The sequence below is a fragment of the Martelella sp. FOR1707 genome (genome assembly GCF_053484265.1).
Map to the genome: position 1 here is coordinate 196,936 of NZ_JBAKFP010000007.1, position 20,977 is coordinate 217,912.

20 protein-coding genes are annotated in these 20,977 nt (G+C 63.0%); 7 read left to right on the top strand and 13 right to left on the bottom strand.

Features of this window, described 5'->3' with window-relative positions:
* Nucleotides 1-260: 260 nt before the first annotated feature.
* The 3 genes from feoB to uxaC all read right to left on the bottom strand — a co-directional run bounded on the left by feoB (nucleotide 261) and on the right by uxaC (nucleotide 3,981).
* Nucleotides 261-2,099, bottom strand: coding sequence for a ferrous iron transport protein B (gene feoB / locus V6765_RS19450; RefSeq protein ID WP_448431843.1), 1,839 nt, complete (start codon nucleotides 2,097-2,099; stop codon nucleotides 261-263).
* Nucleotides 2,100-2,181: 82 nt separating this feature from the next.
* Nucleotides 2,182-2,460 carry a FeoA family protein gene (locus tag V6765_RS19455; RefSeq protein ID WP_448431845.1) on the bottom strand — a complete coding sequence of 93 codons (279 nt, stop codon included), beginning with the start codon at nucleotides 2,458-2,460 and terminating at the stop codon, nucleotides 2,182-2,184.
* A 117-nt stretch (nucleotides 2,461-2,577) separates the two neighbouring features.
* Nucleotides 2,578-3,981, bottom strand: a complete 1,404-nt coding sequence (gene uxaC / locus V6765_RS19460) for a glucuronate isomerase (RefSeq protein ID WP_448431847.1) — start codon at nucleotides 3,979-3,981, stop codon at nucleotides 2,578-2,580.
* A gap of 75 nt (nucleotides 3,982-4,056) precedes the next feature.
* On the opposite strand from uxaC, the gene V6765_RS19465 reads away from it, so the two are divergent.
* Both V6765_RS19465 and V6765_RS19470 read left to right on the top strand, forming a co-directional pair.
* On the top strand, nucleotides 4,057-4,740 hold the full coding sequence (locus V6765_RS19465) for a GntR family transcriptional regulator (protein ID WP_448431849.1): 684 nt from the start codon (nucleotides 4,057-4,059) through the stop codon (nucleotides 4,738-4,740).
* Nucleotides 4,737-5,642 (top strand): sugar kinase, encoded by a 906-nt coding sequence (locus V6765_RS19470; protein ID WP_448431851.1) that lies wholly within the window; start codon nucleotides 4,737-4,739, stop codon nucleotides 5,640-5,642. The genes V6765_RS19465 and V6765_RS19470 overlap by 4 nt, the downstream gene beginning before the upstream one ends.
* Before the next feature lie 28 nt (nucleotides 5,643-5,670).
* Here the strand turns inward: V6765_RS19470 and V6765_RS19475 are convergent, their stop codons facing one another.
* The 3 genes from V6765_RS19475 to ung all read right to left on the bottom strand — a co-directional run bounded on the left by V6765_RS19475 (nucleotide 5,671) and on the right by ung (nucleotide 8,420).
* Nucleotides 5,671-6,060, bottom strand: a complete 390-nt coding sequence (locus tag V6765_RS19475) for a RidA family protein (RefSeq protein WP_448431853.1) — start codon at nucleotides 6,058-6,060, stop codon at nucleotides 5,671-5,673.
* Between the two features lie 147 nt (nucleotides 6,061-6,207).
* The gene (locus V6765_RS19480; protein WP_448431855.1) at nucleotides 6,208-7,635 is read right to left on the bottom strand and encodes an aldehyde dehydrogenase family protein; all 1,428 of its coding nucleotides are present in this window, start codon (nucleotides 7,633-7,635) and stop codon (nucleotides 6,208-6,210) included.
* A gap of 89 nt (nucleotides 7,636-7,724) precedes the next feature.
* Complete coding sequence (ung, locus tag V6765_RS19485; protein WP_448431857.1) at nucleotides 7,725-8,420, bottom strand: uracil-DNA glycosylase; 696 nt, start codon at nucleotides 8,418-8,420, stop codon at nucleotides 7,725-7,727.
* Nucleotides 8,421-8,521: 101 nt separating this feature from the next.
* On the opposite strand from ung, the gene V6765_RS19490 reads away from it, so the two are divergent.
* From V6765_RS19490 to V6765_RS19505, 4 genes are all read left to right on the top strand, one after another.
* Nucleotides 8,522-8,893 (top strand): DsrE family protein, encoded by a 372-nt coding sequence (locus tag V6765_RS19490; RefSeq protein ID WP_448431859.1) that lies wholly within the window; start codon nucleotides 8,522-8,524, stop codon nucleotides 8,891-8,893.
* 169 nt (nucleotides 8,894-9,062) lie between these two features.
* A complete protein-coding gene (locus tag V6765_RS19495; protein ID WP_448431861.1) occupies nucleotides 9,063-10,037 on the top strand; it encodes an ABC transporter substrate-binding protein in 975 nt (324 codons plus the stop codon).
* A gap of 2 nt (nucleotides 10,038-10,039) precedes the next feature.
* Nucleotides 10,040-10,978 carry an ABC transporter permease gene (locus tag V6765_RS19500; RefSeq protein WP_448431863.1) on the top strand — a complete coding sequence of 313 codons (939 nt, stop codon included), beginning with the start codon at nucleotides 10,040-10,042 and terminating at the stop codon, nucleotides 10,976-10,978.
* Nucleotides 10,978-11,775 (top strand): ABC transporter ATP-binding protein, encoded by a 798-nt coding sequence (locus V6765_RS19505; protein WP_448431865.1) that lies wholly within the window; start codon nucleotides 10,978-10,980, stop codon nucleotides 11,773-11,775. Before V6765_RS19500 ends, V6765_RS19505 begins: the two co-directional genes overlap by 1 nt.
* A 14-nt stretch (nucleotides 11,776-11,789) precedes the next feature.
* On the opposite strand, the gene V6765_RS19510 is transcribed toward V6765_RS19505, so the two are convergent.
* From V6765_RS19510 to V6765_RS19540, 7 genes are all read right to left on the bottom strand, one after another.
* Nucleotides 11,790-13,493 carry a glycoside hydrolase family 32 protein gene (locus V6765_RS19510; protein ID WP_448431867.1) on the bottom strand — a complete coding sequence of 568 codons (1,704 nt, stop codon included), beginning with the start codon at nucleotides 13,491-13,493 and terminating at the stop codon, nucleotides 11,790-11,792.
* Between the two features lie 186 nt (nucleotides 13,494-13,679).
* A complete protein-coding gene (locus tag V6765_RS19515; protein WP_448431869.1) occupies nucleotides 13,680-14,261 on the bottom strand; it encodes an NAD(P)H-dependent oxidoreductase in 582 nt (193 codons plus the stop codon).
* Between the two features lies 1 nt (nucleotide 14,262).
* Entirely contained in the window at nucleotides 14,263-15,672 is a 1,410-nt protein-coding gene (locus V6765_RS19520; protein WP_448431871.1) for an FAD-binding oxidoreductase, read from the bottom strand.
* 2 nt (nucleotides 15,673-15,674) lie between these two features.
* Nucleotides 15,675-16,985: a cytosine deaminase gene (locus V6765_RS19525; RefSeq protein WP_448431873.1), complete on the bottom strand. Its 1,311-nt coding sequence runs from the start codon at nucleotides 16,983-16,985 to the stop codon at nucleotides 15,675-15,677.
* Nucleotides 16,985-17,827, bottom strand: a complete 843-nt coding sequence (locus V6765_RS19530; RefSeq protein WP_448432023.1) for an ABC transporter permease — start codon at nucleotides 17,825-17,827, stop codon at nucleotides 16,985-16,987. The genes V6765_RS19525 and V6765_RS19530 overlap by 1 nt, the downstream gene beginning before the upstream one ends.
* Nucleotides 17,824-18,630, bottom strand: coding sequence for an ABC transporter ATP-binding protein (locus tag V6765_RS19535; protein WP_448431875.1), 807 nt, complete (start codon nucleotides 18,628-18,630; stop codon nucleotides 17,824-17,826). The genes V6765_RS19530 and V6765_RS19535 overlap by 4 nt, the downstream gene beginning before the upstream one ends.
* A 64-nt stretch (nucleotides 18,631-18,694) precedes the next feature.
* Nucleotides 18,695-19,705 (bottom strand): ABC transporter substrate-binding protein, encoded by a 1,011-nt coding sequence (locus V6765_RS19540; RefSeq protein WP_448431877.1) that lies wholly within the window; start codon nucleotides 19,703-19,705, stop codon nucleotides 18,695-18,697.
* A gap of 176 nt (nucleotides 19,706-19,881) precedes the next feature.
* Between V6765_RS19540 and V6765_RS19545 the strand changes: the two genes are divergently transcribed.
* Nucleotides 19,882-20,820 carry a LysR family transcriptional regulator gene (locus V6765_RS19545; RefSeq protein WP_448431879.1) on the top strand — a complete coding sequence of 313 codons (939 nt, stop codon included), beginning with the start codon at nucleotides 19,882-19,884 and terminating at the stop codon, nucleotides 20,818-20,820.
* The last annotated feature ends 157 nt before the right edge of the window (nucleotides 20,821-20,977 follow it).

A 20,977-nucleotide genomic window follows, 5' to 3' on the forward strand; every position in this document is an offset into this window, starting at 1 on the left:
TACTCTTGGGGGCGCTCTTACACATATTTTGGCGAAAACGAAAGAGAATGTTTTGTGGCAGGGGTTTTGCGGTCGTTGTAAAGCGAGGCGTCGGGTCATTCGCTTATGGGTAGGATGCGTATTATACCGCCATTTTCTCATCGGTCATGCTCGGGCTCGACCCGAGCATCCAGGCGACACGGAAAACGCTGCCTGGACCCTCGGGTCAAGCCCGAGGGTGACCCGAGGTTGGGGTAAGGTGAGCGAAGATCGCAAGAGCCTCAACCGAAGCCGAGCAGGATTGCCCCCTGGTAGAATACGAACGCGACCAGCCACGCGTAAACCAGCGACACGACCAGCGAAAACACCATGAACATTGTCGAGCGGCTTTCCGCGCGCACGGTCGCGACCGTGGTTAGGCAGGGCGTGTAGAGCAGGCAGAACAGGCAGAAGGAATAGGCGGCCACCGGCGAGACGGTGAGGCCGATCTGGTGGGCGACCAGGCCCGCGGACATGGCGTAGATGGTCGACAGCGACCCGATCACCACTTCCTTGGCGATAAAGCCGAAGATCAGCGCCAGCGTCAGGTAGGGATTTATTCCTATGGGCGCCATCACCGGCTGGAGGAATTCGCCGAGCTGACCGCCCCAGGTGTCGAGGCCGGTGGCATCCGTCGGGAAATTGGTCAGGAACCAGACCGCAATCGTGCCGACGATGATGAAGTTCGTGGCGCGGTGCAGGAAGATGCGGAGTTCGCCATAGCCCCGAAGCCAAACCTGCCTGAGCGTCGGCACCCGATATGGCGGGAGCTCCAGCACGAAGGGCTCGGTATTCTTGAACTGTTTCGAGCGCGAGAAGATCGCAGCGGCGAGGAAGGCCGCGACGAAGCTGATGATATAGAATGAAAACAGCACCAGTGGCCCCTGCGCCGGCGGAAACACGGCGGCGATGATGAATACGAACACCGCCAGCCGCGCCGAGCAGAGCGAGAAGGGGATGATCAGCATGGTGAGCAGCCGGAGCGGCTGCGAGCGCATCACGCGCGTGCCCATCAGCGCCGGCACGTTGCAGCCGAAACCCATCATCTGCATCACGAAAGAGCGGCCGTCGAGGCCGACGCGGCGCATCCAGGTGTCCATCAGATAGGCCGCGCGCGAGAGATAGCCCGAGTCCTCCACCGCCGCCATCAGGAAGAAGAACAGCATGATCAGCGGGATGAACGAGGCAACGGTGGCGACGCCGAGCCAGATGCCGTTGATGACGAAGTTCTTCAGCCATGCCGGTCCGAGATCGAGCGCCGGGGCGAGGACATGCGCCTGGACCCAGTCGGTGACGACGCCGGCCGCGTCCTGCGAGGGCAGGCCGAGCGCCCAGACGATGTAGAACACGACCAGCATCACCGCGAAGAACAGCGGCAGGCCGAAAAGCGGATGGAGCAGCACCCGGTCGAGGCGCTCCGTCATCGTCTTCGGCGGCGTGTCCGGGTAATGGACAGCGCCATCGATGGTCTTGGCCAGCGTTTCGGGCGTCATCAGCGTGGCGCGCAGCGTATCGTAACCGGCAAGCCTTGCCGGCATGCCCTCATGGTCCGCAAGCGTGGCTGCGACCGAGGTCAGCGCCTCCGGATAGCCCTCGCCATATTTGGCGCTGATCAAGTGCACCGGCAGGCCGAGCCGCGCCGACAGTGCCTGCGTATCGATCGCGATCCCGTTGCGGCGGGCCTCGTCGGCCATGTTGAGCATGACAATGGCGGGCAGGCCGAGCAGCTTGACCTGCAGCGGCATCAGGATCTGGCGGTCGATCTGGCTGGCATTGACGACGATGATGACGAGGTCGACGGGATAATTCTGCAGAAAATCGGCAACGACGGTCTCGTCCTCGGAAAAGCCCTCAAGGTCGTATATGCCGGGCAGGTCCACCACCTCGACCATCCGCCCGCCGATCTTCACCCGCGCATTTGATAGCGACACGGTGATGCCCGGCCAGTTGCCGACATGGGCGCTCGCGCCGGTGATCCGGTTGTAGAGCATCGACTTGCCGGTATTGGGCTGGCCAATGACCGCTATGCGCGGGATATCGTTTCGCGAAAGATCGGCTTCAGCCGGGGAGCAATGGGTCATCGTGCATTCCGGGTCTTCAAAGTGCAGGACCGGGCGAGATCGTCCGGCAATTTGACCCGGCGTGCCGTTTCGGCATCATCGTTTAAAGCTTTCGAACCTTGACCAGCGCCGCCTCCGAACGGCGGATGGCGATCTCGGTCGCCTTGCCGGCGCGCACCACGAGAGGTCCGCCGAACCAGCCGCGCCGGACCATCATCACCTGATGCGGGCTTGAAAGGCCCATCGCCCTCAGTCGCACCGCCAGCCCGTTTTCGTGACCGCCGGCGTCGATGATTTCGACAGTCCCGCTTTCGCCGGGCGCAAGGCTTTCCAGCGATACGATCCGGCCCTCTTCGGCCGACATCATGATCGGGTCTTGCATGGTTCGCTTCCCTGACGTTGACACGCTTCTATGACACGGCAGCTTTATGGCGGCAATAGGTGAGTATCGCGGGAAGGTATAATTAAATTTCTGAAATATATGCGGTTTGCCGCATGATCACAGCTTATAGGCGCGTTTGACCAGATTGTAGGTGAGGTCGCGGGCGACTTCCGGCGCTTCGTCCTCGTCCAGCCGGCCGGTGGTCACCAGCGTCGCCAGATAGGCGCAGTCGACGCGGCGGGCGACATCGTGGCGGGCGGGGATCGAGCAGAAGGCGCGGGTGTCGTCGTTGAAGCCGACCGTGTTGTAGAAGCCAGCCGTCTCGGTCGTCATCTCGCGGTAGCGGCGCATGCCCTCGGGGCTGTCATGGAACCACCAAGCCGGGCCAAGCTTCAGCGAGGGATAGGCGCCGGCAAGCGGCGCGAGCTCGCGGGTATAGGCGGTCTCGTCAAGCGTGAACAGGATGATGCTGAGCGAGGGCTCCATGCCGACGGCGTTCAGCAGCGGGCGCAGCGCCTCGACATAGCTGGTCTGGACCGGAATATCGAAACCGACATTGCGGCCGTGGCGGGCCATCATCGCGCTGGAATGATTGCGGAACGAACCCGGATGGATCTGTAGCACCAGTCCATCCTCGATGCTCATGCGGGCCATCTCGGTCAGCATATGGCCGCGGAAGGCATCCGCCTCATCCGCGCTGCACGCGCCCTTCAGCGCCTTTTCAAACAGCGCGGCGGCTTCCGCCCTCGGCAGATCCTCCGTGCGGGCGGTGGCGTGGCCGTGATCGGTGCTGGTCGCGCCGAATTCCTTGAAATAGGCCCGCCGCATGCGATGGGCGTCGAGATACTGGTCGTATCTGGTGGTATCGAGGCCGGTGATCGCGCCGAGTTTTTCCACATTTTCGGCAAAGCCCTCGAAATCGGGATCAACCACCGGATCGGGTCGATAGGCGGTGATCACGCGGCCGCCGGTCCAGCCGCTTTCGCGGATCTTCCGGTGCCATTTCAGGTCGTCGAGCGGGTCTTCGGTGGTCGCGATCACCTCGATGTTGAACCGCTCGAACAGGGCGCGCGGGCGATGCTCCGGCCGCTTCAGGCAGTCGTCGATGTGATCGTAGAATTCATCCGCGGTATCAGGTCCCAGCCTCTTGGTCAGGCCGAATACATGCTCGAAGGCGTGTTCCAGCCAGCCCCGGCTGGGCGTGCCCCGGAACAGGTAGAAATTTTCGGCGAACAGCCGCCAGATCGCCCGGCTGTCGGTCTCGCTCGCGCCGCCATCAATGCGGGCGACGCCGAGCTTTTCCGGCGGAATGCCCTGCGAGCACAGCATGCGGAAAACGTAGTGATCCGGCACCACGAACAGTTGCGCGGGATCCGGAAAGGGCTCGTTTTCGGCATACCAGCGCGGATCGGTATGGCCGTGCGGGCTGATGATCGGCAGCCTGCTCACTTCGCGATAAAGCGCGCGCGCCAGATCCCGCGCCTTCGGTTCAAGCGGAAAAAGACGGTCATTGTCGAGCATTTGCGGCTCCCTGGCGCATTGCAATTCGTGCCAAAACTAATATGTTAGTATGCGAGATGTGTCAACGGAGGCCGCATGGTGGCCAGTATCGACCAGCCCCGGCAGACGGTGACCGACCTGATCTATGACAGGCTCTACCGTCAGGTCATCGAGAATGACTTGCCGCCCGGCACCAAGCTTTCGGAAGCCGAGGTCGCGCGCACGCTCGGCGTGTCGCGCCAGCCGGTGCGCGACGCCTTTTACCGGCTGTCGCAGCAGGGCTTTCTGCTGGTCAGGCCGCAGCGCGCCACGCTTGTCGCGCCTATTTCCGTTGAGGCGGTGATGCAGGCGCTGTTCATTCGCACGGCGCTGGAGGTGGCGACCGTTACGGCCGCCGCGGAGCAGGGAACGGCTGCCGATTTCGACAGGCTCGACGCATTGCTCGAGGAACAGGCGAGGGCGGTGCAGGCCGACGACCGGATAGGCTTCCATCGTCTCGATGACGAGCTTCATCGCCAGATCTGCGCGCTGGCGGGCCATGAATATGCCTGGACGCTGATCCGCGAGCACAAGGCCCATATGGATCGCATCCGGCTGCTCTCGCTGTCCTTCACCGCCCATGACGCGCTGGCCGAGCACCGCGCCATCGTCGACGCGATCGAGGCGCGGGATGCCGATGCCGCCGTTTCCGCCATGCGCCATCACCTTTCCCGGATCGCCGGCAGCATCGAGCGCATCCACCAGACCAATCCCGGTTTCTTCGATCAGGAACAGATATGAAAAACATTCTCAGCATCGGCGAATGCATGGTCGAGATGGCCCCGCGCGCCGATGGCGCCTATACGCGCGGATTTGCCGGCGACACCTTCAACGCCGCCTGGTATCTGGCGAAGCTTTTGCCCGAAGATGCCATGGTTGATTATTTCACCACCGTCGGCACGGATGCCGTCTCCGCAGAGATGATCGATTTCATGCAGCGGTCGGGCGTCGGGACCGGCAGTATCCGCCGGATCGAGGACCGCACGGTCGGCCTCTACATGATCGCGCTGAAGGATGGCGAACGCTCGTTTTCCTACTGGCGCGGCCAGTCCGCCGCCAAACGGCTTGCCGCCGATCGCGCTGCGCTTGAGACGGCCGTGCGGGAGAGAGACCTTATCCTGTTTTCCGGCATCACCATGGCGATTGTCGACGAGGCCGATCGCGGCACGCTGCTGGACGTGCTGGAAAAGGCGCGCAAGGCGGGCGCGGTGATCGCCTTCGATCCCAATATGCGCCTCCGTCTCTGGCCCTCGCGCGTGGCGATGGCGGAGACCATCATGCAGGCCGCAGCGGTCAGCGACATGGTGCTGCCCTCGTTTGACGAGGACGGCGCGGTATTCAGCGACGACAGCCCCGAGGCGACGATCGCGCGTTATCGCGCGTGCGGCGCGGAGACGGTGATCGTCAAGAACGGCGTCGATACGATCCATGCCCGGTCCGGAACGGAGGGCGCGATCACCTTCCAACCGACGCCGGCCGAAAACGTGGTCGATACCACGGCGGCGGGCGACAGCTTCAATGCCGGTTTGATCGCGGCGCTGGCGCGGGGCGAAAGCCTTGGCGATGCCATCGCCCGGGCCGCGGCTCTTTCTTCCCGCGTAATTGCAGCGCGTGGCGCGCTGGTGGCTGACGCGGTTGCGTGAGGGCAGATTGGCGTTCAGGTAGCCGTGGTCACGGGAGCTTGGCTGCGGTCACCTCGACCTCGACCAGAAACTCGGCGCGGGTGAAGCCGGAGACGATCAGCAGCGTGGAAACGGGCAGGGGATCGGAAATGTACTTGTCGCGCACTTCCATATAGGCCGGGAAATCCTCGCGCATCGTCACATAGCCGTTGATGCGGATCACGTCCTCGAAGCTCATATCGGCTTCCGCGAGGATCTTGCCGATCGCTTCGAAACAGAGTTCGGCCTGGCCCTTGACCGAACGCGGGATGACCTCGTCCGCGCCGATGCCGAGCTGGCCGGAGGTGACCAGCAGCCCCGCGCCGGGCGGCACATAAAGCCCGTGGCTGTAGTTTCCGAAGGGTTTGCGCACGCCGTCTGGGTTGATGCTCTTTTTCATGAAACCGCCTCCGAATACTGCCGTGACCCGTGATTGCAACGATGCCCGGCGCTTTCGCCGGGCATGCGATATTTTGTGTTCTCGCGCATCCGAACTGGCGGACGGCGATGCGCAACACGCTCTAATGTAGCGGTTTCGCAGGGAATTTTAAGCCGTGTAGCCGCGTATCCCCTTGATTTCCAGAAAATCTTCCATGCCCCAGTCGGCAAACTCGCGGCCATTGCCGGATTGCTTGTAGCCGCCGAAGGGAATGGCGGTGTCCCAGTCCGGATCATTGATGGTGACATTGCCGGCCCGAAGCCGCGCCGCGACTTTGCGGGCATGGTCGAGATCGCCCGATTGCACATAGGCGGCGAGGCCGTAGGGCGTGTCGTTGGCAATCGCGATCGCCTCTTCCTCGCTCTGATAGGACAGCACCGACAGCACCGGACCGAAGACCTCCTCGCGGGCGATCGTCATGGCGTTGTCGACATGGCCGAAAACGGTGGGCTTGACGTAGTAGCCGTGATTGATGCCGTCCGGACGACCGGGGCCACCCACGGCAACGGTGGCACCCTCGGATATCGCCGTTTCGATAAGCCCCTGGATCTTGTCATATTGCTGGCGGCTGACGACCGGGCCGAGATCCGTGTCTTCCGCGCGCGGATCGCCGACCTTGAGCGTGAGCGCCGCCTTTCTGGCAATCTCCAGCGCCTCGTCATGCCTTGCGGCGGGCACCAGCATGCGCGTCGGCGCGTCGCAGGACTGGCCGGAATTCTGGAAGCAGGAGCGCACGCCGCCGGCCACCGCCTTTTCGAAATCGGCGTCCTCCAGCACGATGTTCGGCGACTTGCCGCCAAGCTCCTGGCAGACGCGCTTGACCGTATCGGCGGCAGTCTTGGCAACGATGATGCCGGCACGGGTGGAGCCGGTGAAGGAGACCATGTCGACGTCCTCGTGGCCGGCCATGACCTGACCGACATCCGGGCCGGTGCCGTTGACGAGGTTGAAGACGCCGGGCGGAACGCCGGCCTCCTCCATGATCTCGGCAAAGATGATGGCCGAGAGCGGCGCGATTTCCGACGGCTTCAGCACCACGGTGCAGCCGGTGGCTAGCGCCGGCGCCACCTTGGCCGCGATCTGGTTCAGCGGCCAGTTCCACGGCGTGATCAGGGCGCAGACGCCGATCGGCTCGCGCACGATCAGCCCCTTGTTGCGCTCCTCGGAGAATTCGAAATTCTCCAGCGCCTTGCGGGTATTGCTGATATGGGAAGCGCCGACAGGCACCTGGGCGCTGCGCGCAAGCTTCAGCGGCGCGCCCATTTCGCTCATCACCGCCTCGACCAGATCGTCGGCGCGCGCCCGGTAGCATTCCAGCACCCGCTCCAGAAGCGCAAGCCGCTCCTCGCGCGTGGTGAGCGAGAAACTTTCGAAGGCGCGCCGCGCGGCAGCCACCGCCTTGTCGACATCCGATGCCTGGCCGAGCGCGATCGCGGTAACGACCTCCTCGGTCGCCGGATTGATGACGTCGAGCGTCTCCCGCCCGTCCGGTTCGACCCAGGCGCCGTCGATGAAGAATTTTCTGTGGTGGGACATCGGTATCTCCGTAAATTGCATGCTACGCCATCGCGCCGTCTATAGCGCATAGATGTGGTGAAGGTCACGGCTCGGCAAGCGCCGCCTCTTCAACTTTCTCCGGGGTCTTTCGGCAATTGCCAGTCGATCGGCTCGATGCCCTGTTCGAGCAGGAACTGATTGGCCTTGGAAAACGGGCGACTGCCGAAAAAGCCGTTATGGGCCGAAAGCGGCGAGGGATGCGGCGATTTCAGCACCAGATGCCGGCTTCTGTCGACAAAGCTCGCCTTCTTCTGGGCATAGGCGCCCCAGAGGATGAACACGACATGCGGGCACTCGTCGTTGACGACGCGGATCACGGCGTCGGTGAACTCTTCCCAGCCCTTGCCGCGATGGGAGGCGGCGGCGGCCTGGCGCACGGTCAGCACCGAGTTCAAGAGCAACACGCCCTGCTTCGCCCAGTGTTCCAGAAAACCGTGATCGACCTTCTGAAAGCCGACATCGGCGGCAAGCTCCTTGTAGATATTGACCAGCGAGGGCGGGGTGCGCACGCCCGGACGCACCGAAAAGCAGAGCCCGTGCGCCTGCCCCGGCCCGTGATAGGGATCCTGCCCGAGGATCACGACCTTCACCCGGTCGAGCGGCGTCAGGTCGAGCGCGCGGAAATATTCCTCGCCTTTGGGAAAGACGACCTGCCCGTTCTTCTTCTCGTCCACAAGAAAGGATCTGAGGCCGGCCATGTAGGCGCTTTCGAATTCCGGTTGAAGCTTCTCCTTCCAGCCCGGCTCGAGTCTGATTTCGCCCATGCTCTGCTAACTCCCGTTCATGTCCTGCCTGCGACAATTGTCGCACTTGTATAGCAACGACGTCTCCCCAATTCCAGAACAGGCAGAAGGAGGCCTCAAACATGCAAACCACAGCTTTTGTTGCAACGATTTTCGATGGCAAGTCCAACCCGAACAAGGTGACCGTCGCCTTCACCATGGCGCTCAACGCGCTGAAGAAGGGGCATAGCGCCACGATCATCCTGATGGTCGAGGCCGTGGAACTCGGCAAGCCGGGCGCGACCGACGGCATCGATATCGGCGCGCCGTTCGAGCCGGTTTCCGACCTGCTCGAAAAATTCCGCGCGGCCGGCGGAAAGATCGCGATCTGCGGCGCCTGCATGAAGCATAACGGCATGAGCGCGGAAGACATGGATCCCGCCTACGAGATCATCACCGCGCCCGATGTGATCGATCTTCTGATGAACGCCGAGGGTTCGCTGCAGATCACCTGACGGGCCACCGCATCCGCAAATGCGAGCCGGCGCGGCAGGGGACGCGCCGCCAGCGCCGGCAAATAAAGTCGCGGGCGGCGACGTTCCGGCGTTGACCGGCGCTTTGGCACAGGCCAAACTGCCGCGTGATCACATCGCGCTAAGAACAATCCTGACAGGGGGTTTCGAAATGCTCAACTTCAAGAAAACGGTGTTCGCCACCGCGGCGATCGCCGCTTTTGCCGGCTTTGCCGCGCCGGTCGTCGCGCAGGACACCAAGACCGTCGCCATCACCTATATCGTCGAACACCCCGCCCTTGACGCCGTGCGCGAAGGCATTGTCGAGAGCCTCGCCGAAAAGGGCTACAAGGAAGGCGAGAACCTGAAGGTCGTCGCCCGCTCCGCCCAGGGCAACATGACCACGCAGAGCCAGATCGCCGATGAATTCGCCGGCATCGATCCGGATGTCGCCGTTGGCATTTCAACGCCGTCGGCCCAGGCGCTGAAGAATTCCATGGGCGACACCCCCGTCGTGTTCGCCGCCGTCACCGACCCGGTGGCCGCCGGCCTGATCGAGAACCCGGAAAAGCCGGAGGCCAACATCACCGGCACCTCCGACAAGCAGCCGCCGAAGCCGGCGCTGGAGCTGATCCAGAAGCTGGTTCCGGACGTCAAGACCATCGGCGTGATCTATAATCCGGGCGAAGCCAATTCGGTCGTGCAGGTCGATGACATCAAGGCCGGCGCCGAAGAGCTCGGCCTCACCGTCGTTGAAAGCCCCGCCGCCCAGTCGACCATGGTGCCGGATGCGGCCCGCAACCTCGTCGGCAAGGCCGACGCGATCCTGCTGCCGACCGACAACTCCGTGATCTCGGTTCTGGAAGCCATCGTGACCGTCGGCGAGCGCGCCAAACTGCCCGTCTTCACGACCGACACCGATTCCGTCGAGCGCGGCGCGGTCGCGGCCCTTGGCTTCAACTATGCCGAAATGGGCAAGGTCACCGGCGATATGATCGCCCAGATCCTCGACGGCACAGCGGTTGCCGATATTCCGGTCGTCGTTCCCGGCAATCAGGACCTGTTCCTGAACCTCAAGGCGGCCAAGGCCATGGGCATCGAAGTGCCGGCCGACGTCGTTGACAGCGCCAAGAAGGTCATCGAGTAAACATGACGCTTTTCGCACTTGCCGGTGCGTTCGAGACCGGCCTGCTCTTCGCCCTCGTGGCGTTGAGCATCTTCATGTCGTTCCGGGTTCTGGACTTTCCGGATCTGACGGTGGACGGAAGCTTCCCGCTTGGCGCGGCGGTTTCCGCCGCCGCCATCATCCACGGGATTGATCCCTTCATCGCGACGTTTTTCGGCCTGATGGCGGGCGCGGCCGCGGGTTTCGTCACCGGCCTGCTGAATGTCCGCTTCGGCATCATGAACCTGCTTGCCGGCATCCTGTCGATGGTCGCGCTGTTTTCGATCAATCTCAGGATCATGGGTCGGCCGAACCTGCCGGTCTACGGCCAGGACACGGTGTTTTCCCGCTTTGAAGACCTTGTGGGCGCGGGGCTGTGGAGCAACACCATCCTGCTTTTGATCATCGCGATCGGCGCAAAATTCATTATCGACTGGTTTCTGAAGACCGAAATCGGCCTCGGCCTGCGCGCCTCCGGCGAAAACCCGGCCATGGCGGAAGCCCAGGGCATCCGCAACGGCGCGATGACGCTGCTCGGCATGTCGATCGCCAATGCGCTCTGCGCGCTTGCCGGCTCGCTGTTTGCGCAGATGCAGGGCGTGGCGGATGTCACCATGGGCGTCGGCACCATCGTCACCGGGCTTGCGGCGCTGATCATCGGCGAGGCCATTCTCGGCCGGCGCACCGTGTTTCTCGCCACGCTTGGCTGCGTCATCGGCGCGGTCGTCTATCGCCTGTTCATCGCGTTTGCGCTGTCGGCCGGCTTCATAGGGATTCGCCCGCAGGATCTGAACCTGATCACCGCGATCGTCGTCGCCGTCGCCGTTGTGCTCTCCCAGAGCCGCGGCAAGAAGGGGCGAAAGTCGATGTTCAATTTCCGCCTCGTGCGCGGCGCGCAGCAAGCGGATGAAGGGCAGGACTGATGCTGAAACTCTCCGATATCCACATCACCTTCAATGCCGGCACCGCGACCGAGGTCCGGGCGCTGCGCGGCATCTCGCTCGATATCGCGGAGGGCGAGTTCGTCACCGTGATCGGCTCCAACGGGGCGGGCAAGTCGACGCTGCTTTCAACCGTGGTCGGTACGGCAAAGCCCGATACCGGCACGATCCATCTCGCCGGCAACGACGTCACCAACTGGCCCGCCGCCAAGCGCGCCCGCCTTGTCGGCCGGGTGTTTCAGGAGCCCCGGCTCGGCACCTGCTCATCGTTGTCGATCGAGGAAAACCTGGCGCTCGCCGCCGCCCGCGGCAAGAAGCGCGGTCTCGCCCTCGCACTTGGCAAGCGCGGCCAGAAGCAGATGTTCGCCGAGCATCTCGAAAAGCTCGGCCTCGGCCTCGAACACCGCATGGCAACGCCGATCGGCGCGCTGTCGGGCGGCCAGCGCCAGGCCGTCAGCCTGCTGATGGCAACGCTGCTGCCGATGAAGATCCTCGTTCTCGACGAGCACACCGCCGCCCTCGACCCTTCAGCCGCCCACAAGGTGCTCACGCTTTCGGCCGAGATTGCCGGCGAGAGCCGTCTGACGACGCTGATGGTGACCCATTCGATGAAGGACGCGCTGGCCTATGGCTCCCGCACCCTGATGATGAATGCCGGCCAGGTCGTGCTCGATATCGCCGGCGAGGAACGCTCGAAACTGAAGGTCGCCGACCTTCTCGAACGCTTCGGCCGCGCGGCGGGTACCGAGATCGATGACGACCAGCTGATGCTGGCGTAACAAACGCCTATTGATCAGAGCGCCAGAGCCCAGACCTTCGCCGAGCGAATGTCGCCGTGGCGCAGCCGCATCGAATGGATCGGATCGAAGCCGGCGATGCGCTTGGTGCCGGTCCAGCGGCCATTGTCGGCGAAGACCTCGACAGAACCGATATCGAGGAACACCCGGATATGACTCGGCTTTGCGCCGGGCGCGATATAGCGCGGCGTCGGCTTTTCGGCGTCATCGCGATAGACCAGGCTCAGGCCCTCTTCGTCCAGCGTGATCACGATCTCGATATTGTTGTGATAGAGGTCGAGCTCGAACGTCGGGCCGTCCAGTTCGATCACGATCTCGGCCTGGCCGCTTTCAAGGCTCACCAGTTCTCCGGCCGCGAGCGCCGTGTCGTCTATCAGATGGTCGCGCAGGCTTTCCACGCCCTCGATCGGCGGGGTCAGCAACGTGTCGTCGGCGGCGTCGTAGACGAGGTTGCGCGGCAGTGTCATCGCCGTCGGGAAATCGATTTCGGGGGCGGCATCCGCCCAGTTGGCGAGCCAGCCGATGCCGACCGGCGTGCCCTGGTCGAGGAACGCCTGAAAGGCGTAATTGTCGGTGACGAAGTCGAGCTCCTGCTCGAAATGCGGCGTGAATGTCGTGCCGTCGAACTTGCCGACGGTCGCCGTGGTCAGGTTCTTCCGCCCGGTTTCCTCGTGATGGCTGTGCATCAGGCCGCAGATCAGCGCCCAGTGCGTGGAGGGGTCGCCCGCCGGCCCATCGAGCGGCAGCAGGCAGGGACACTCGATCACCTGCGTGTTGAACCGGCCTTCCGAATGCAGCACCGAGACGAATTCCCAGCCGCTCGCCGCCGTCACATCCGCGGTCTGGTAGAGCAGCACGACGCCGTCCTCGCCCATGCGGCTGCCGAGCAGCATTTTCCAATAGCCGTCGGGCCCGCGGAAGACATAAGGGTCGCGGAAATCGAGTGTCAGGCCCTCAAGTTCGGGGCGGGTGTCGATCAGCGGCTTGGCCGCGCCGGCGAAGATCAGCGATTGCGAGGTCGCCATCATCTGGATTTCGCGCTCCGGCGCGCGGTCGATCATGTGTTCGGTGAAGAACACACGGACTCCGGCGGAATTTTCCAGCGGGATCGCCGAGCCCGAAAACGCGCCGCCGCGCTTGTCCGGCTTGGCGGTCAGATCCTCCGAAGGAAACAGGAAGATCGGCAGATGCCGCCAGTGCAGGAAATCCTCCGAGACCGCATGGCCCCAATGCATCGTGTTCCATTTCAGCCCGTGCGAATAATGCTGGTAGAACAGATGCGCCGAGCCGTTGAACCGGCCGAAACCGTTCGGATCGTTCATCCAGCCGAAGGGCGGGCGGAAATGATAGGAGCCGGGCGCCGGCGCCGGCGCATTGGCGGCATGGGTGCGCAAGACGGTGATGCCTTCTTCCAGCGCCTTGGCATCGGTGAACCAGTAAGCGACCGAAATCGTGGTCGTTTCGGGATCATAGGCGCATTCCAGTTCCCCGCCATGCGGCATGAAGAACATCCGGAATTCGTATTCCTCGGAATTCTGGACATAGACATCGCCGAAAACCCGATCGTTCAGCGAAAGCCTGAGTTCGGCAGGCGCGTGCGGATGAACCGCCTTGAGCCAGACATGCAGCACGGCATTGACCGGAACATTGCCGCGCAGCTTGCGAAGGCGGGTCTCATCGGCGGTGGTCAATTCATGCATGCTCGTTCGGCTCCGTTCAGCGCTACCGGATTCCCCCAGCGCCTTGCCGCGCGGAACAGCCCGGAATTACAGATATGCGCATCGTGACGAATACCGGCTGCACGCATGCGCTATCCCGCAGGGCCGAAGCGCTGCGGAATAGCTTTAGACCTAATGCACTGAGACGGGATGTAAAGAGCGTGAAGGCTAGAAAGCCTCCATCTCGCTTTTCACCTTATCGAGAAACCGGGCGCGGGTTTCCTCGGTGCAGTTGTTCATGTCGTAATGGGCCATGAAGCGCACCGGGGCGCCGAGCTTGATCTGGGCGCGGAGCACGCGCTTGATCATCTTCTTCGGCGGATTGCCGGCCAGAAAGGCCCGCATCGGCGTCGCACCATAGGTGAAGACGGCGGCGGCCTTCTGGATGTGGCGCAGCGTCGGCTTCAGCTTGCCGTCCTCCAGCGCGAAGGAAACGCCCGGCAGCCAGACGCGGTCGAAATAGCCCTTGAGCATGGCCGGATAGCCGAAATTCCAGATCGGCGTGACGATCACCAGGGCTTCCGCCTTTTGCAGGCGCTCGACATAGGAGGCCACCGGTGCGGTATTTTCCGGATAGTCGTGATAGCCGATCCGCTCCACGCGGGTCAGCACCGGCTGGAAGTTTTCGGCGTAGAGATCGCAGTCATCGACATCGTGGCCGGCCTTGGTGAGGCTTTCGACAACCTGCCTGTGCAGGGCCGCGCCATAGCTGGTTTCCACCGGGTGGGAAAAGAGCACGAGAACCCGCATCTCACTCCGCTCCCGTCTCTGCCAGCCCCTTGAACAGGAAGTTCTTGCCGGCCTTGAAGTCGAAATCCGGATTTTCCCAGGCGATCATCTTGCCGGGGTTCATCAGGCCCTTGGGGTCGGTTTCCTTCTTGAAGGCAAGCTGCAACTCGTCGGTCTGCTTCATGCCGCCTTCTTCCAGCGTATAGCGGTGCGGGTTGAAGATCGGGCAGCCGTGTTCTTCGTGAATACGGATGATTTCCTCCAGCCGCTCCGGCGTGGTGTAGCGCACCAGCGGCAGGCCGGAACACTGGACCGCGCCGTCGAAGCGCAGGAATTCCAGATGGCCGATCACCTCGTCACCGAAAAGCTCGGTCATCTCGCGCACCTTCTCGACATGGTCGGGGCCGGGATACTGCACCTGAAGATAGGTAAAGCTGTCGGGCTCCATCTTCAGCGCGCGCAGCGTGGTGTGGTTCCAGCCAAGCTCATAGGCGCGCGGAATCCCGCGCAGGCTCTCCACCTCATCGGAGCGGAAGCGGATTTCGCCCTTCATCAGCTTCACCAGCGCCTCGAAAGGGGCGAGCGCATGGGGCGCGACCATGACCACGGTGACCGCCTCGCCCTCCTTCAGCCACGGCTTGTGGCGGGTGAAATATTCATAAGGCACGGGGGCGGCGATCGGTGCGATTTCCTTGACCAGAATGCCGGAGGATTTCGCCAGCCGGTCGGAAAACCGCACGGCGTCCATGAAGGTCTCATGGCCGACGATCACGTCGACCCAGTCATAGGCGGGGGCAAGCGGCATCTCGACCTCGGTGATGATGCCGTTGGTGCCGTATGCGTGGGAGACCTTCAGGAGATCGCGCGCCGTCAGTTCCATCACGCGGGGCTCTTCCTCGAGCGTCACGATCCGCAGCCGCAGCACATTGCCGAGATCACGCAAGCCCCCCCAGTGGACCGAGCCGACACCGCCGGAACCGCCGGCGATGAAGCCGCCAAGGGTCGCCTGGCCGGTGGTGGAGGGGTGGAAGCGCAGCTCCTGGCCGGACTTCTCCTTCAGTTCCTTGTCGAGCTGGGCGCAGATGATGCCGGGCTCGGTGATCACGCGGCCGGGGTGGATCTCCTTGATCCGGTTCATCTTCGTCATGTCGAGCACGATGCCGCCGGACAAAGGCATGCACTGGCCGTAATTGCCGGTGCCGCCGCCGCGCGCGGTGACCGGCACATCATGGCGGAAGGCGACCTTCAGCACCTTGATCACCTCTTCCTCGCTTGCGGGCGAGACGATCAGGTCGCCGGTCACGTTTTCGAGCTGGGCCTTGAGGATCGGCGAGTACCAGTAGAAATCCCGACTCTTCCGGGAGACGAGGTTCGGGTTGTCCTCGATGGCGATGCCTTCGAGTTCGGTCTTGATCTGTTGATAGTCAGCCATGTTCACTTATCCATCAGCGGGTCAAGTTCGCGATAATCCGGCAGGCTGCGGTCGATGCCCATGCCATTCCGCATCACGATGCGGTCAGCCTGCGGACGGGAAAGAAACTCGCTCCAGCGCCGGGCGCTGAAAAGCACGAGATCGGCGGGACCACCCTCGGCGATCAGCCCGCGTTCCGGTCTGCCGAGGATTTCGGCGGGGGTGCGGGTGATGATGCGCGGCGTATCGTCCAGCGGATGGTCGAGCTGGAGAATGCGCACCGCCTCGCGGATCACTTCCACGGGGTCGAGATCGCCATAGGCGTAGAACGGGTCGCGGGTATTGTCGGAGGCGACGGCGGTCTTCACGCCGGCGGCCGCCAGTTCCTTGAACAGCGTCACGCCCCGCCAGCGCGGGGTGACGCCTTCGTGGCGGTCTTGGAGATACATGTTGCACATCGGCAGCGAGACGACCGCGATCTCGGCCTCGGCGACGCGGTCGATGGTGCGTTTCGCGGTCTCCGCGTCCTGCCGCGCCAGCGAACAGCAATGGCCGACGGTGACCGCGCCCTCGAAACCGTTACGGATCTTGGCGTCAGCGATGCGGCCAAGGGTCAGCACCTCGCGGTCCTCGGTCTCGTCGACATGGAGATCGATATCGAGTCCGGCATCGCCCGCGGCCTGAAACATCCGGTCGAGGCGGGCATCGAGATCGGGGAGCATCTGGGTGACGCCGCCGATCAGGCCGCCCCGGCGCTTCAGCAGCGCGATCAGATCATCAAAGAACGGCTCGAAGATCATGTCGATCGCAAACAGCGCAACGGCCTGAAGCTCGATCCGGTCCGCCCATTTCTCGCGGATGTCGGAGAACACCTCGAAGGAGATTTCATGCTGCGGCGGCAGGCTGTCGAGATGGGTGCGCAGCAGGCCCGTGCCGTGGGCGTAGGCGCATTTCAGCGAGAACTCCATGCGCGCGGAGACGTCATCGGCCGACCAGTTGGCCTCCCGGTCGGCGCGCACGTTTTCGAGCGCGCCCATGAAGGTGCCGTCTGGATTGCGGCGGCGCTCCCAGATATGGCCCTTGTCGATATGGGTGTGCATGTCGGTGAAGGTCGGCCAGACCATGCCGCCGCGAAGGTCGGTGGCGGGCAGGGCGGCAGGCGCTGTTCCCGGCAACGAGATGGCAGCGATCCTGCCGTTCTCAATTGTGATATCGGCGGCGACCAGCCCTTCTCGCGCGGAAAAGGGCGCGGCATCCTTCAGACAGATCGCCGGCACGGTCGCGTTCTGGAGAACGAAGGCGGGGGCCTTGGGAAGCGTGACAAAACCGGTCATCAGTTTTCCCTCTTCAGGCTGCTTTCATGCCAGCGATGCAGGAACAGCCAGGCGATGAAGGAGGTGAGCGCGAAGATCGCGACGCCGAGGCAGGCGAGCATGAACAGCGCCGCGAACAGCCTCGGAATGTTGAGACGGTACTGCGATTCCAGCAGACGGAAGGCAAGGCCCGAACCGGCGCCCGCCGAGCCCGCCGCGAATTCCGCGACCACAGCGGCAATCAGCGCCAGCCCGCCGCCAATCCGAAGGCCCGTCATGAAATAGGGCAGCGAGGCCGGCAGTTTCAGGTGGATCAGCGTCTGCCAGCGCGAGGCGCCGTAAAGCTCGAACAGGTTGAGCAGATTGTGGTCAACGCTCTTCAGCCCCTGCGCCATGTTGGACAGGATCGGGAAGAACGCCACAAGAAAGGCGCAGATCAGCAACGCCACCTGCGTTGTCGGCGTATAGATCAGGATCAGCGGCGCGATCGCGACGATCGGCGTCACCTGCAGGATCACGGTGATGGGATAGAGCGCGGTCTCGATCCAGCGCGACTGCACCATGATCACCGCAAGCCCGACGCCGCCGACAAGGGCAAGACCGAGTGAGATGAAGGTGATCTTGGTGGTGACCCAGAGCGCGGGGGCAAGCGTGCCCCAGTCTTCGAAAAAGGCTTCTGCAACGAGCGCCGGACCGGGCAGGATGTAATGCGGGGTCTGGTAGATCACCACGATCGCCTGCCAGATCGCCACCAGCAGCGCCAGCACCGCGATCGGGATCGCAATCTTCAGAATGGTCTCGCCATTGCGGGCGAAGAAGCCGGGGCGGGCATAGGTTTCGCCTGTGGTTTCGTTGCTCATCAGTGCTCGCCTCCCGCCGCCTGGATGGCGCCCTGAAGCGAGCGCGAGACCTTCTCGCAGGCCAGCCGGTATTCTTCCGAGGTGCGGTAGCTCTCATCGCGCTCCTGGCTGGTGTCGAGCGGGAAATCGTCGAACACCTGACCGGGCCGCGCGCGCATGACCACGATGCGGTTGGAGAGATAGGCGGATTCGAAAACGGAATGGGTCACGAAGATCACGGTGATGCCGGTTTCGTGCCAGAGCCTGAGCACATCGTCATTGAGCTTCTGCCGGGTGATTTCGTCCAGTGCGGCAAACGGCTCGTCCATCAGGAGCAATTTCGGCTTGGTCACCAGCGCGCGGGCGATCGAGACCCGCATCTTCATGCCGCCGGAGAGTTCGCGCGGATAGGCATTGGGAAAATCCTGAAGACCGACGGTCGCAAGCGCGGCCATGATCTCTTCGCGCACGCCGGCCTTGGATTTGCCGCGCAGCTTCAGCGGCAGGAAGACATTGTCGAACACGGTCGCCCAGGGCATCAGCGTCGGTTCCTGAAACACGAAGCTGATATCGCCTTCCGGCTTGCCCCTGGCGGAGATGCGCGAGGTCGGCCAGTCGATCGCGCCCTGCGTGACATCGCCGAGCGAGGCCATGATGCGCAAGGCCGTCGATTTGCCGCAGCCGGATGGCCCGAGCAGGCTCACGAACTGGCCCTGACAGACGGTGAGGCTCATATCCTTGAGCGCGATCGTGCCGTTGGAGAAGATCTTGGTGACATGCTCAAGCTTCACTAGCGGCTTTTGCAGCAATGCCTCGGCGGGCGCCATGCGGTTATCCTGTATGCGTAAACGGGTCGCCCCGCGCGGACGCGGGGCGAAGAATGCGAAGGGATTACTTCATCAGGTCCTTGCCGACGCCCTTGCAGACGAACTGCGTCGTATAGGCCTTGGTATAGTCGAGGTCGGACTCATAAAGGCCGATATCGACCATGTCGTCGAAGAAGGTCTTGAAGTGTTCGTCGGTCATGCAGCCGATGCCGCCTTCCTCGGCCTCGCCGGAGACGACGATGCCGTATTCCTTCATCTTCTCGATCGAATAGGCGATCTGCTCATCCGTCATTTCCGGATTGTCTGTCTTGATCAGCTCGTTGGCGGCCGTGTTGTCGCCGTAGAGATAATTGTACCAGCCCTCGATCGAGGCATCGACGAAGCGCTGCACGAGGTCGGGGTTCTCATCGACCATCTTCTGCTGGGCGGTGATCATCGTCGAATAGGGCGAGTAGCCGCTGTCGGCGAGCAGGAACACCTTCGGCGTCCAGCCGGCTTCCTTTTCCACCGAATAGGGTTCCGACGTCAGATAGCCCTGCTGGGCGGATTGCGGATCGGCGATGAACGGGGCCGGGTTGAAGGTGTAGGGCTTGTACTGAGCATCGTCGAAGCCGTCGAAATTAGCCTTCATCCACTGGAAATAGGACAGGAACCCATCCTTGCCCATGAAGATCGTCGGCAGTTTGGCGAGATCGCCGAATTCCTCGATGCCCTGATCGGGATGCGCCATCAGGATCTGCGGGTCCTTCTGGAAGATCGCGGCGACGTCGATCAGCGGAATATTCTCGACCACGGCGTCGAATTCGCCCTGCGGCGAGCCCATGTAAAAATCGACCTTGCCGGCGATCAGCAGCGCGCGGTTGGCCGCCTGCGGTCCGCCCTGCACGATGGTGACGTCGAGCCCGTATTTCTCGTAGGTGCCGTCGGCAACGGCCTGGTAGAAGCCGCCATGCTCGGCCTGGGCCAGCCAGTTGGTGCCGTAGGAGACCTCGTCGAGCGCCAGCGCGGGCGCTGTCGCGGCAAGCGTCAGGCCGGCAAAGGCCGCAAGCCCGGTCATGCTGGATTGAAGTGACATTTCTCGTTCCCCTTCGCGTTTTGCTGAAGCTTATGATTGGTATTTGAGCGGCTTAACCGCTGTTTGAGAAGTATCAATTTTCGTGCGCATCGATGCCTTTTTTGCACAAGGCTCGGGAATGATATAATTGTAGTCGCACTGCGTAAAAAATGGTCACCTGAGCCGAGTTTACCCCGATGCTGCACTCCCGCAAACTGCAATATATCGATGAAATCGCGCGTTGCGGATCGATCCGGAAGGCCGCCCAGAGGTTGAATGTCGCATCGTCGGCGGTCAACCGGCAGATCCTGGCGCTGGAGGAGGAGCTGGGCGCGCCGCTGTTCGAGCGGTTGCCGCGTGGATTGCGGTTGACGGCGGCCGGCGAGATGTGCGTCGAGCATGTTCGCGAGGTGCTGAAAAGCTATGACCGGCTGGAGGCGCGCATCCGGGCGCTGAAGATGCCGCAGGCCGGCAAGGTCACGTTGGTCACCACCGTCGGGCTTGCGGCCGGGCCGCTGCCGGAGATCATCGCCCGTTTCGTGGAGAAGAATCCGCGCATCCGCATTCATCTGCGTTCCGATATCGGCGATACCACCATTGCTTCGGTAGTCACCGGCGATGTCGATCTCGGCCTCGGCTTCAACATTCCGCCCACACCGGGCATCCGCACCGTCGCCACCTTCGATGTGCCGATCGGTGCGGTGCTGCCGCCGGGGCATCCGCTTACAGAGCAGGAGCGCGTCAACGTCTCCGATGTGGTGCAGGAGCCGCTGGTGCTGGCGCAAAGCGGCACCAGCCTGCGCAATGTCATCAATCTCATGCTGTCACCGCTGCCGCTGCCGGTCGAACCGGTGGTCGAGACCAACGCGTCGGAAATGCTGAAGCAACTGGTCAAGCGCGGCACCGGCCTGACCTTCCTCAATCCGCTCGATGTCTATGACGATTGCGCCAAGGGCGAACTGGTCTTCCGCCCGGTCGCCGACCCGCATGTGCGCCACCAGCCGATGAAGCTCTTCGCCCGCGCCCGCACGCCCCTCGACGCCGCCACCAGCCTGTTTGTGGATTACCTACTCAGCGAACTGGCCGCGATGATCGCAACACTGCAGGAGCGCCGGCATTTGCCGGAGACGGTGTAGTTTTCTGGCTGCGGGCCAGTGTCAGCTGAGTAGTAGTGTGGGATCGAGGCGTTGCAGCCACTAATCTCCCCCCTTGAGGGGCAGATGCCCCGACAGGGGCAGAGAGGGGTGAACCCTATCCGAGAGCACGGAGTCTGCGGCCTTTAGGGCTTGCGCC